This window comes from Enterococcus sp. HMSC061C05, from assembly GCF_001814765.1.
Lineage (GTDB): Bacteria > Bacillota > Bacilli > Lactobacillales > Enterococcaceae > Enterococcus_B > Enterococcus_B lactis.
In genome coordinates, this window is record NZ_KV817726.1 from 44781 (window position 1) to 57474 (window position 12694).

General features: G+C 39.7%; 10 protein-coding genes. 1 reads left to right on the forward strand and 9 read right to left on the reverse strand.

The features are described 5' to 3' along the window. Positions 1 to 28 precede the first annotated feature (28 nt). The 6 genes from purR to mprF all read right to left on the reverse strand — a co-directional run bounded on the left by purR (position 29) and on the right by mprF (position 7276). On the reverse strand, positions 29 to 847 hold the full coding sequence (gene purR, locus HMPREF2988_RS02800) for a pur operon repressor (RefSeq protein WP_002287345.1): 819 nt from the start codon (positions 845 to 847) through the stop codon (positions 29 to 31). Between the two features lie 166 nt (positions 848 to 1013). Next, positions 1014 to 1838: a metal ABC transporter permease gene (locus HMPREF2988_RS02805; RefSeq protein WP_002287344.1), complete on the reverse strand. Its 825-nt coding sequence runs from the start codon at positions 1836 to 1838 to the stop codon at positions 1014 to 1016. Then, positions 1811 to 2491, reverse strand: coding sequence for a metal ABC transporter ATP-binding protein (locus HMPREF2988_RS02810; RefSeq protein ID WP_002315885.1), 681 nt, complete (start codon positions 2489 to 2491; stop codon positions 1811 to 1813). The genes HMPREF2988_RS02805 and HMPREF2988_RS02810 overlap by 28 nt, the downstream gene beginning before the upstream one ends. 21 nt (positions 2492 to 2512) lie before the next feature. Continuing rightward, positions 2513 to 3451 (reverse strand): metal ABC transporter substrate-binding protein, encoded by a 939-nt coding sequence (locus tag HMPREF2988_RS02815; protein ID WP_070769963.1) that lies wholly within the window; start codon positions 3449 to 3451, stop codon positions 2513 to 2515. A gap of 246 nt (positions 3452 to 3697) precedes the next feature. Further along, on the reverse strand, positions 3698 to 4549 hold the full coding sequence (gene ispE, locus HMPREF2988_RS02820) for a 4-(cytidine 5'-diphospho)-2-C-methyl-D-erythritol kinase (protein WP_002293073.1): 852 nt from the start codon (positions 4547 to 4549) through the stop codon (positions 3698 to 3700). Positions 4550 to 4702: 153 nt separating this feature from the next. After that, a complete protein-coding gene (gene mprF, locus HMPREF2988_RS02825) occupies positions 4703 to 7276 on the reverse strand; it encodes a bifunctional lysylphosphatidylglycerol flippase/synthetase MprF (RefSeq protein ID WP_002315883.1) in 2574 nt (857 codons plus the stop codon). A 140-nt stretch (positions 7277 to 7416) separates the two neighbouring features. Between mprF and proC the strand changes: the two genes are divergently transcribed. After that, positions 7417 to 8220, forward strand: coding sequence for a pyrroline-5-carboxylate reductase (proC, locus tag HMPREF2988_RS02830; protein WP_002341381.1), 804 nt, complete (start codon positions 7417 to 7419; stop codon positions 8218 to 8220). 78 nt (positions 8221 to 8298) lie between these two features. On the opposite strand, the gene rny is transcribed toward proC, so the two are convergent. The 3 genes from rny to HMPREF2988_RS02845 form a co-directional block, all read right to left on the reverse strand. Further along, positions 8299 to 9855, reverse strand: a complete 1557-nt coding sequence (gene rny, locus HMPREF2988_RS02835; protein WP_002287336.1) for a ribonuclease Y — start codon at positions 9853 to 9855, stop codon at positions 8299 to 8301. Positions 9856 to 10273: 418 nt separating this feature from the next. Next, on the reverse strand, positions 10274 to 11323 hold the full coding sequence (recA, locus tag HMPREF2988_RS02840) for a recombinase RecA (protein WP_002293077.1): 1050 nt from the start codon (positions 11321 to 11323) through the stop codon (positions 10274 to 10276). A 108-nt stretch (positions 11324 to 11431) separates the two neighbouring features. Next, positions 11432 to 12673: a competence/damage-inducible protein A gene (locus tag HMPREF2988_RS02845; protein ID WP_070769964.1), complete on the reverse strand. Its 1242-nt coding sequence runs from the start codon at positions 12671 to 12673 to the stop codon at positions 11432 to 11434. Positions 12674 to 12694: the final 21 nt, after the last annotated feature.

Below are 12694 nucleotides of genomic sequence, written 5' to 3' on the forward strand. Positions count from 1 at the left end.
CGAAACTAAGCGGCTTTTTCACAACCTCTTATTCTGAAAAATAATTTCCCGGCACAACCGTGATATTTTTCGTTTGAGTATCTACATCTTTGACATAAAGCAGTGACGTATAATCATCGATAGCGCGATGTCCGTTGAATTTCGATTCGGCAAATACAGTGATGCCAACAAGTTCTGATTCGAATTCTTCGATCAAGCTCTTCATTCCGTTGACTGTTCCGCCGCCTTTCATGAAATCATCCACTACAAGGACACGTGAACCACGTTTCAAGCTTCTCTTAGACAATTCCATTTTTTCAATTCTTTCAGAAGAACCGGACACATAGTTGACACTTACTGTTGATCCTTCTGTTATTTTTGAGTCTCGGCGTACAATAACGAATGGTGCATTCAGATAATAGGACACAGCTTGGGCAATAGGTACGCCTTTTGTGGCTACAGTCATTACAGCATCGATTTTTTCACCAAGGTATTTAGAAGCAATGATTCTCCCAACTTGACGCAGCAGTTCAGGTTCTCCTAACAAATCAGAGAGATAAACATATCCTCCTGGAAGCAGACGATCTTGTTCTGATAGACGTTCTGCTAGAGATTCAATATATTTTTTCGCCTCTTCATATGAAATTTCAGGGATGAACAATACACCACCTGCAGCACCTGGGATTGTTTCCAAGGTACCATACCCTCGTTCTTTAAATGTTTTCTTGATTATTCCCAAATCTTCACTGATGGAAGATTTAGCAGATTCATAACGTTCGGCAAAGCTTGTTAAGGAAATCAATTCATGCGGGTGATTCAATAAATACTGTGTCATGTCAACCAGACGTTCACTGCGACGTACTTTCACCTATTCCAACTCCTTTTAAGAAATTTTATCGTTTTACATTATATAAGTTTTTCTTCAAAAATTCGAGCATTTTATGAAAAAATAAGAAAATAGTTCGGTATTTATTAAAATAAAAAGAAGCCTATAAAAAATTTTTCGTTTTTATCAGGCTTCTTTTCTTTATCATTCAGTTATTTTTTCTTCTAAAAGCAACCAATATTCGTTTGATGATATTTACAATCAGGAACAAAGCAATAAAGACTAATGTGATTGTTGCTCCTGGAGGGGTATCTAGATAAAACGAGCTAGTCAATCCTGACAGCATCCCTAGAAATCCGACACAAACACTGATAGCAATCACAACATTGAAACTTTTACCTAACCGCATACCGATTGCTGCAGGAAGAACCATGATTGCGGATATCAAAAGTGCACCGGCAATCGGGATCATCACAGCAATAGCTACACCAGTAATCACATTGAACATCATTGACATCAAATGAACGGGTAATCCATCCACATGGGCGGTATCCTCATCAAAAGTCAGAACATACATCGGACGTTTGAATAAAAAGAACAATATACCGATCGCAACGAATAAGATTCCTAAAAAGATGACTTGCTCCCAAGTAATGGTCACGATCGAACCAAACAGATAAGATTGGATGCTTGTTGCAGAATTCCCGCCACTCAGATTCATTAATACTAAAGCTAGCGCTAAACCGCCAGCCATTAAAATGGCAATGGAGATTTCCGAATAGGTTCGGTAGATCGTTCGCAGATATTCCAATATCACAGCTGCTAGCACAACGACTAGCATGGTCGTAAGTGTAGGATTAAGGTTCAAAAAGAATCCTAACGCTACCCCTGCTAAAGAGACATGGGAAAGTGTATCAGCCATCAGCGATTGTCTTCTGATCACTAAAAACACACCTAGCATCGGGGCGATCCCCGCTATGAAGATAGCCGCAAGAAAAGCTCTTCTCATGAATTCATATGAAAGCAACGCCATTGAGAATCCTCCTTTCTCACCAGTCGAATCTGTCTGTCCGCATACTGTTTGATATCTTCATGATCATGAGTGATCATTAGAACTGATTTCCCATGGACATGGGCACTATGTCGAAGAAGGCGATAAAACTCATTTCGAGACTCTTCATCCATTCCTGTTGTTGGCTCATCAAGGACAAATAAGTCAGGATCAGTAGCAAAAATACGTGCTAAGCTGATCCGCTGCTTTTGTCCGCCAGACAATTCACCTATCCGCCGGTTTCGCATATCCCACATCCCAACAGCTTCTAGAGCCCGCTGTACATGTTGATGATCTTTTTCAGAGAGACGCTTGAACCAGCGGCCTCTTGGGTATCTTCCTGATCGGACTAATTCGATCACCGTACTTGGAAAACCTGCATTGAAAGATGCAACTTGTTGGGGAATATAGCCGATACTTAATTTTTTTCCCTCTTGATTTTTCTCAGCAATCTTTATCGTTCCTTTTGAAGGTTTCAGTAATCCTAACGATGCTTTCACCAAGGTTGACTTGGCTGCTCCATTTTCTCCAGTCAAAATGACAAATTCACCCGCGTCTACATGATAGGAGACATCTTCTAGTACTGGTTCATCATCATAATAAAAGGTCAAATCAGATATTTCGATGTAACGCACCTTATAACCTCCATTCTAGACTTAATTGATACTTTCTTTTAAAGCTTCCAGATTTTTTTCCATGACAGAAATATAATTTTCGCCTGCTTTGATTTGTTCATTGGTCAAGCTTTCTAAAGGATTCAACACCTCTAACTTCACACCCGTTTCATTCGATAATGTCTCTGCCACCTTCGAAGAGGCATTTTCTTCAAAGTAAATCACTTTGATGTTGTTTTTCTTCACAAATTCTTTTAGTTCAGCTAAGCGGCTTGGTGTTGGTTCCTGATCTGGCGAAACACCTGAAATCGCCACTTGTTCTAAGTTGTATTGATTCGCTAAATAAGCAAAAGCAGCATGCTGCGTGACGAATGTGCGGTTTGTCGCATTTTTGAGTTCTTCGGAGTATTTTTGATCCAGTGCTTCAAGCTTTTTGATATAAGCATCAGCATTCTTCGTAAATATTTCCTTTTTATCTGGATATTTTTCGCCTAATTTTCCAGCAATTGTTCTGACTTCTTTTATAGCTAATACCGGATCGAGCCAAACATGGGGATCATATTCATGCGAATGATCATGTCCTTCTTCTGATTCTTCGTGTTCATCTGCTTCTTGAGATTCTAAGCGGTCAATTCCTTTAGCTGCTTCGATCATCAAGGTCTGTTTGCTGTCCACTGAATCCTTCAACGAATCCACGAAAAATTCCATGTCTGAACTATTATACACGAAAACATCTGCATCGGAAATTTCTGCTCTTTCTTTTGCGCTTGGTTCAAAATCATGAGGCTCCGTTCCGGCAGGGATCAAAAGTTTCACGTTTCCTTCGTTCCCTACGATTTCTTTTGTAAAATCATACATCGGATAAAATGTCGTAACGATCGTCAAGTCTTCTTTTTTATCTGCTTCCTTATTCGTATTTCCACATGCTGCAAACAATAAAGCACCTATCATTACCGTAGCTGTCAAAAGATATTTTTTCATCTATATGCTCCTTTCAAATAAACAAATCGTAATTTTACGATTTATCAACGTGAACTAATGTATCAAAATAAAAAAACGCCGTCAATAGAAATCCATCAATTTCTGATTTAAACGTGGATATTCTGATTAAATCGTAAAATGGATGAGTTAACACTCATGTTTAAGCTGTTCATTACAATAAAAAAACTGAAGAATCCCATTTTAGGACTCCTCAGTCTTTTCTTATCTGTCTTACTTCTTCTATTTTTATTGTAAGGTTCGTACTAAATAAACTTCTTCACAAAAACCCTTTAACCCATTATATACTCTCTGCGCTCTTGAATAATGTTGGCACAAGGCAAAAACGGTTGGTCCGCTTCCACTCATCAATGCAGCATCTGCTCCGTACTTGACCATACGCTCTTTGATTTGATGGATGACTGGATGCCGGTTTCCCGTGACATCTTCTAAACTGTTTCCCATTTTTTTGATCATCTGCTGATAATCTTGCTCTCGGATGGCTTCAACAAGTCCGTGGATATCTTGATGTTGGATAGCTTGCGTATCTACTTCCCTAAACACTGTACGTGTGGAAACACTCATTCTTGGTTTGACCAACACAACCCAGCACTGCGGCATAGAAGGTAATACTTGGATTTCTTCCCCTTTACCTCCGACAAAAGCCGTACTTCCATATACACAGTAAGGAACGTCTGTACCAACTTCCAAACCGATCTCTGCTAGCTCTTCTAATGAACAACCTAGATTCCATAATTGGTTGATCCCTCTTAAAGCAGCTGCACAGTCTGTACTTCCTCCGCCTAATCCAGCGGCTACTGGAATATTCTTCTTAACAAAGATCTTGACACCGGTTTTGATATTGTATTTATTTTTTAATAATAAAGCAGCTTGATAAACATTGTTACGCTCATCTACCGGTAAAAATGCTTTATTTGTTTCTACAATGATTTTGTCTTCTGCTATTTCTTCAAAAAATAGATGATCTGCCAAGTCTACGCTCGACATCACCATTTCCAACTCATGATACCCATCTTGCCGTCTATATAATACATCCAGTCCTAAATTTATCTTGGCTGGCGCTTTTTCAATCAATTCCATCCTCTCACCCATTCGAAAAGTCTAAGTCGCAAGTATTCTATCATAGGGAAAAATAAAAGTATAGCTTATGTCCGCCTAGCTGTTGATTTTGTCATCGTTTCAACAGCTTTCATAGAATTTTCTCTTCATAATCCAAATAAACTCTAGTGATTCTTATAATTCTGTGAGCACTTCTTCTGCCAAACTCGGCACATTTCCTTTTTCTTTCCCTATCAGACTGAGCAGCTGCATGGTAGCAAATCCGAAATTACTTCCTTTACGATATGCAAAGTAGCGACCTTCCCAATGATCGACATATTTTAATTTCTTTTCATAAGCAGACTGGAAGGAATAGAAAAAATTACCATAATTATATACGATATGCATGACTTTTTCTTGAAAGAAAGAAAAATCTGTTTCTCCAACATTTGCTAAAGGAGCTAATCCTAGATTTGCTTCCAGATAGCCCATTTTCTCGTATACAATGAACAAATTAGCTAATAGATAATCCGCTAATTCTTCAGGCTCTTCAGGCAAGATTCGCAGCAAATCATACCCCGCTTGTTCTTTCGTCATCGGTTGAGCGGTGATGAAGCCTACGACTTTTTGATCTTTACGGACAATACCGACGCCACTAGACAATACATAGGATTCATCAAATCGTCCCACAGAAAAGTATTTTTCTCGTGCCCCGTGAAGCCATTTTTGTGAAACTTCATTTACAGCTTGATGTAATTCTTCTGGTAGTTGGTCGTACCAAGTGAAATGGTATCCTTCTTTCATCAAACGTTGATATTCAAGTTGCTGACTCAGCCGAGACAAGTCTTCTGTCGCTAGATCAACAATTCCTGCTTCACCTACTTTCGTGAAATGAAAGCCCAATTCGTGAAGCATCACTACGTAGCTTTCTGATATCTTATAAAAAGCAAGCTGATACCCTAAACAATCTGCTCGTTTCATGAACTGATTCGTTGCTGCCCGCATCATTTTGGGATTACCAATTGGATCTCCTAAAACAAAGCATTTGTTCCCTTTGATTTGATAGCCAAAAACGACTTGGTCTTGGTCGTCTTTTTGGTAATAAAAATAACTGTATCCTGGCAAGCGAAGCTGATGGCTTGTAGCTGTGCCTCCATATGTTTCCAATAAACGGTCAAAACGTTCTTTTTCGTACTCAATGCCAAGCGTCGTAGGATCTTCTGCTAAGTATTGATAAAGCGCCACTAAAGCTAGCAATGAGATGCCCAAACCAATGAGCCCTGAGAACCACACATCATCTGAAGGAAACAAAATAAAATGGTTACCTGTTATCCGTCCAACTAAAAAGCGTCCACTATGATAACCTGCAATTGCGTAAACAATAAACAAGAAACCGAACAAGCTAGCATCAAAGAGTATCGCTCCCCAAGAATAAACGAATTTTGTTCGATAAAATTCTTTTCTAGATAACCACACAGCCAATAGAATCAAGACATATACCAATAACAATTGCCAAGATAATGTACGTGTGATCGTATTTAAAATACCAAAAGCTAGTAAAGCGATCGTAGGCAGAAATGCCTTTTTGACTTTTACTGAAAGTGCTCGAGCAAGACCGAGCAATAAAAAGCCCACTAATAGGTTCAATGTCTGGTCTAAAAAGTTGAACGAGAACGGCAATAATACCTGAAACAGCCGACTGATTGCAGACAGATTAGTGATCGTTGACAGGAGTACCATCATGATCCCTGCAAAATATACAGCACTTACGAGCACGATATGGGCAACCTTTTGGAAAAATAATCGCGGTATATTATCTAAAAATCGATTGATTTTGACTCCTGTATGTGTGATGAACAATAGAAGTCCCGTCAAAAAAGGCAGGACATAATAAAACAACCGATAATATAACAACCAAACTACTGCTACGTCTTGCCGAACAGACAATTGACTCATTCCTAAGATCATCAAAACATCAAAAGTCCCCATTCCACCTGGGACCATTGTCAACATTCCTATCAGCGTCGCAATCATGAACATAGGATAGATCGAAAACATGGAAATATCTATTCTCATCAACTTGCCGATGGTCAGAAATACTGCAAGTGCCCCCGTCCATTGTCCAAAAGATGCCAGTAGCAGACCAAGCAAGCCTTTTGGATAAAACTCAGAGAACAAGGTCTTTCTCTTTAGATAAGCAAAAAAGAAAATGACTGGCGCTAAAAAACTACCGCCGAAAAGCCAGATCCAATAGCTCCGAAAAATACTTTCTGACTGAATAAAAAAGACATCAATAAATGTAAGAAACGACCATACAGACAAACCAGTCAGCATAAATAGCGCGACTTTTGAAACAGTCACTAACACCATTTTCCTATTTGTCTGCTTTCCATAAAAACTAGCCCGAAGACTTGCTCCTACCACACCACCAAAACCGGCGAGATTGTTGATCGTGTTTGTTACCCACGCAGCAAGAAGAAACTCTTTTCTTTCCATTTTTGGTTTTCCTTGTTTTTCTAAGACTCTGATTGTCACCCAATCATACAACAACATCGGAGTGACACCCAGCAGTCCAGCCAGAATCATGAGCAGGATCGTCATATGGCTTTGTTGTCCCATCCTTTGCCAAATATCTTGCCAACTCATGCCATTAGCAATATTTGCGACTTGATTTGCCACAAAGACTAACACGGAGCCGAAAAAAATCAATTTTAAAATCAGACTATGTTCCTTTATCCATTGCAGCATCAAGTATCGTTTATTTTTCACATTTTCCCATTCCTAACTTGTATACTTTTGTGTTATACCCCAATGTTATCTTATTTATTTTAATTTTTCCACTTTAGACCTGTTCTTTGCTTGCGATCATAGAAAAAGAAAGATATCCTAATGCTAAAGGAGAGGATAACATGAAAGTAGGATTTATCGGTACAGGGAATATGGCACAAGCTATTATTGATGGTTTATTGAAAACAGGAACAGTCTCGAAAGAAGAAGTGTTCGTTTCCAGTGGTCATTTTGAAAATGCACAAACATTCGCTGCTGAAACTGGCGTCCATGCGTGCAAAAGCAACCAGGAAGTTGCATCAAAATCAGATATCGTTCTTTTAGCCGTGAAACCAAAAATCATTGAAAAAGTATTGAAAGAACTAAAAGAATACAGCCAGAAGGTCTTATTCATTTCTATTGCTTCAGGAAAATCATTAACAGATTTAGAAACAGCGCTTGAAGATCCTCAGGCCTCCATCGTACGTGTGATGCCGAATGTCAATGTCAGCGTAGGAGCAGGCGTTTCTGCGATTTGCAAAAATGAAGCTGCCACGGATGAACAGCTTCAACAAGCCACGATAATTTTTGAAGCAATCGGTAGCGTCTATCCTTTAGCAGAAGCAGATTTCAGTACATTCATCGGCCTTGCTGGCAGCTCGCCCGCATTCATTTATATGCTGATCGATGCGATGGGACGGACTGGTGTATTAAATGGTTTGTCCAAACAAACAGCAACTGAAATTGCTGCAAAAGCAATCATGGGTTCTTGTCAAAAATTCCTTTCAAGTGATAAAAATCCATGGGAACTTGTAGACCAAGTTTCTTCTCCTGGTGGTACGACCGTTGCCGGTGTAGTTGCCCTAGAAGAAGCAGGATTCATCCCAGCAATCATCAAAGGAATCAATACGACGATCGAGAAAGATCTTGAGATGTTGAATAAATAATAATAGCAATGTTTTTTCGTGCCTTACAAAAAAAGAAGAGCTGCGGCTTTTGCCGCGACTCTTCTTTTTTGTTTACTCTTATTTAGCATAATCAGTTGCGCGAGTTTCCCGAATAACGATTACTTTGATATGTCCAGGATAATCCAGCTCTTCTTCGATTCGTTTACGGATATCGCGTACTAAACGCACAGCGTCCAGATCCGAGATTTCTTCTGGTTTGACCATTACCCGAACTTCGCGTCCAGCTTGAACTGCGTAACTTGATTCTACACCGGCGAAGCTGTTCGAAATATTTTCCAGACTTCTTAAACGACGGATGTAGTTTTCCAATGATTCACTTCGCGCACCAGGTCTTGCTGCAGAAAGCGCGTCTGCTGCAGCTACAAGGACAGAGATAACAGAAGTCGCTTCCACATCGCCATGGTGAGAAGCGATTGCGTTGATGACTACTGGGTTTTCTTTGTACTTGGCAGCTAATTCCGCACCGATCTCAACGTGAGATCCTTCAATCTCATGGTCAAGTGCTTTTCCAATATCATGGAGCAATCCGGCACGTTTTGCTAATTGGATATCTTCGCCAAGTTCTGCTGCTAAGATACCAGCTAATTTTGCAACTTCGACCGAATGCTTCAAGACGTTTTGTCCGTAACTAGTTCTGAATCTCAGACGTCCGATGATCTTGATTAGATCTGGATGAAGTGTATGGGCACCGACTTCAAATGCTGCTTCTTCCCCGTATTCACGAATACGTTCATCCATTTCTTTACGAGATTTCTCGACCATTTCTTCGATTCGTGCTGGATGGATTCGTCCATCTTGTATCAGTTTTTCCAAGGTCATTCGTGCGATTTCTCTTCGGATTGGATCAAATCCGGAAAGAACAACTGCTTCAGGTGTGTCATCGATGATCAAATCGATACCAGTCAGCGTCTCAAGCGTTCGAATATTACGACCTTCTCGTCCAATGATACGACCTTTCATTTCATCATTCGGAAGGGTAACGACTGAAACAGTCGTTTCTGAAACTTGATCTGCTGCGCAGCGTTGAATCGCTAATGATAATAAGTTTTTCGCTTTGCGATCTGCTTCTTCTTTGGCACGCTGTTCAGATTCTTTTACCATTAGAGTTAACTCATGATTCAGCTCTTCTTCAGTCGATTTCATGATGACATCTCGTGCGTCCTCTTTTGATAAACCAGCAATTTTTTCTAGTTCTTTTTGTTGATCTTCAATCATTTTTTCAACGTCTTTTTCTCGCTCTTCAATTAATTGCTGTTTTGAACTAAGTGCTTCTTCTTTACTTTCAAGTGAGTTCTCGCGTTTTTCTAACGAGTCATCTTTACGATTCAGCGTTTGTTCGCGTTGAATCAAACGATTCTCTTGAGATTTTAATTCTAACTTACTTTCTCTCAGCTCACTTTCAACTTCAGAACGGTATTTCTGATTTTCTTCCTTAGCTTCTAACAATGCTTCTTTTTTTAGAGTTTCTGCTTCTTTCTTTGCACTATCGATGATCCCAGCAGCTGATGATTGTGCACCAGCTATTTCTTTCTCGTGACGTGACTTTGCGACCATAAACCCTAAACCAAGACCGACAATTAAACCGATGATAGCGAGGAGAATGTTGAATACCATAAAATCCACCTCCATACTATCTTTTTCATTTTTATCATCTATACAGCTTCTATGATAAATTATTCTAAACTTGTCAATATGCATCTTCGCATATATGTGTACAAAAAACATGCACAACTTTATTCTAATGTTTGTACCCCGTAGTGTCAACTTTAAATAAACAAAGAAACGGCTTTCTGATTATTCATTAAACGGTGGTTTTTAGAATAAATGACACTAGTTTCATATAGGTAAACCTTTAAGTTGAGAAACTTTTTCACTAAATTACTTTTTGTAGTCGAATAGATATTTTTTATTTTATGTAGCTACTCGTATGATTAAATAACTCAAGATTTCTTTGTTCTTTATTCAATAAAAAAACGGCAGGTCAAGGAGAGTATCTACTCTTCAGACCAGCCGTTTTTATTTATGTTGTTTATTATTCTTCTTCTAAAGGTAATTCTTCTTGGCCTTTTGTATCTTCTGGGACAGCCACTTCTTCACCAATGCCATAAGCTGCTCTAACTAGAGCAGAAACTTCTGCCATCATTTCAGGATGATTAGCCATATAGATTTTAGCATTTTCTCGTCCTTGGCCAATCCGATCTTCTTTATAAGAGTACCAAGCACCGCTTTTATCAACGATGTCTTTTTCTACTGCCATGTCTAGAAGTTCTCCTTCTTGTGAGATCCCTAAACCATACATGACATCTACTTCAGCGATTTTGAAAGGAGGTGCTACTTTGTTTTTTACGACTTTGATCTTTGTACGGTTACCAACAATATCTGTTCCTTGTTTCAATTGTTCTGCACGACGTACTTCTAAACGGATCGTTGCGTAGAATTTCAATGCGCGTCCTCCAGGAGTGATTTCTGGATTCCCAAACATCACGCCTACTTTTTCACGGATTTGGTTGATGAAAATAGCGATTGTTTTTGTTTTGTTGATCGAACCAGAGAGTTTACGCAATGCTTGAGACATCAAACGTGCTTGTAACCCGACATGTGAGTCACCCATTTCGCCGTCGATTTCTGCTCGTGGGACTAAAGCAGCAACTGAATCGACTACTACGATATCTACAGCCCCACTTGATACTAAAGCATCAGCAATCTCCAGACCTTGTTCTCCTGTGTCAGGCTGTGAAAGAAGTAGTTCATCGATATTCACACCTAATTTTTGTGCATATTGCGGATCTAACGCATGCTCAGCATCAATGAAAGCGGCCGTTCCGCCATTTTTTTGTACTTCTGCAATAGCGTGTAGCGCCACTGTTGTTTTACCTGAACTTTCAGGTCCATATACTTCGATGATACGTCCACGGGGGTAACCGCCGACACCTAAAGCGACATCTAACGCAAGAGAGCCACTTGGAATTGTAGAGATTTGTTGGTCGATTTTTTCGCCCAATTTCATAATAGAGCCTTTACCATAGCTCTTTTCAATTTTTTTCAGTGCAGCATCTAGGGCTGCTTTACGATCATCTGCCAATACGATAATCCTCCTTATATTTACAAATCAGAGCAACATTTCATTATCCTTATCATATCGTTTTTAGTAATAAAAAGCAAGAAAAAACCGAACAAATATTCGCATTTATCATTTTCTTAAAAGCTGTTTTCTCAAAAGATCAAATCCTTGCATAACCGCATTATATCTGATAGCCGCACGGTCTCTGGCAAAATGATATTTTTCTGAAACCACGCCATCTTTAGATGAAATAGCGATCCATACTGTTCCTGCAGGGTGACCTTCTAACATGTCCGGTCCAGCCACTCCGGTGAAAGCTACACTGTAATCTGTTCTTGCTATCTCACGTGCTTGAATGGCCATCTGCTCCACACATTCTTTGCTGACTGTTCCATATTTTGCTAATAGCTCCGGATCAATCTCCAGAAAACCAGCTTTTGTTTGGAGCGAGTAGGTAACGAAGCCGCCTGGAAATACTTCAGATACACCAGCAATATCGCCCAATGCGGCTTGGAAGGCACCGGCTGTCAAGCTTTCCGCCGCTGTTACAGTCTGCTTGTTTTCTTTCAGCAGTTCCACTACGACTTTTGCTAGCGAATTATCATCGCCATATCCATAAAAATATTCTCCTACTCGTTCTTGAATCTTTTCTTCCAATGCTAAAAGAGCTTGATTTCCTGCCTGAACATCCTTTGTTTTCACTGTTAGACGCAATGTCACTTCATTTGGTTTGGCATAAGGAGCGATCGTTGGATTGATCTGTGTCTCGATCAGATCTTTTAGTTCAGTGACCAGTCGCGATTCACCAATCCCATAAAAGCGCAAAACTTTAGAAATCAGTTTTTCTTCAGAAGGAAAACGTTCCTCTAGTAAAGGACGTACTTGTTCCACAAACATTGGTTTCAACTCATTAGGCGGACCGGGAAGAAGGATATATGCATGTGTATCTGTTTGATAAAAAGTCCCTAAAGCAAGCCCTGTACGATTTGGTAGAGGAACCCCGCCTTCGATGATTTGAGACTGTTGCAGATTGTTTTTGGTCATTTTTCGATGGGTTGTTTCAAAATATGCCAATAATTTTTTGTATCCTTCCGTATTTTGTATGAGAGACTTACCGAGGTGAGCCGCAGTTGCTTCTTTTGTCAGGTCATCTTCTGTCGGCCCTAATCCGCCACATAAGAGTATGAGTTCACTTCTTGTTTCAGCTAGAGCAATCAACTCTTCTAAACGCTGCTGATTATCTCCTACGACTGTCTGATAATAAACTTCGATACCTAGATCAGCTAGCTGTTCTGACAAGAAAGTGGCATTCGTATTCACGACTTGTCCTAGTAAAAGTTCTGTTCCGACAGCTATTATTTCTGCTTTCATTACTTCCCGCTCCCTTATATA

Bases quoted from the DNA above. Each gene is read 5' to 3' on its own strand.
- HMPREF2988_RS02805 (WP_002287344.1), bottom strand. From the start codon at position 1,838: ATGGCGTTGCTTTCATATGAATTCATGAGAAGAGCTTTTCTTGCGGCT.
- HMPREF2988_RS02815 (WP_070769963.1), bottom strand. From the start codon at position 3,451: ATGAAAAAATATCTTTTGACAGCTACGGTAATGATAGGTGCTTTATTG.
- ispE (WP_002293073.1), bottom strand. From the start codon at position 4,549: ATGGAATTGATTGAAAAAGCGCCAGCCAAGATAAATTTAGGACTGGAT.
- proC (WP_002341381.1), top strand. From the start codon at position 7,417: ATGAAAGTAGGATTTATCGGTACAGGGAATATGGCACAAGCTATTATT.
- rny (WP_002287336.1), bottom strand. From the start codon at position 9,855: ATGGTATTCAACATTCTCCTCGCTATCATCGGTTTAATTGTCGGTCTT.
- HMPREF2988_RS02845 (WP_070769964.1), bottom strand. From the start codon at position 12,673: ATGAAAGCAGAAATAATAGCTGTCGGAACAGAACTTTTACTAGGACAA.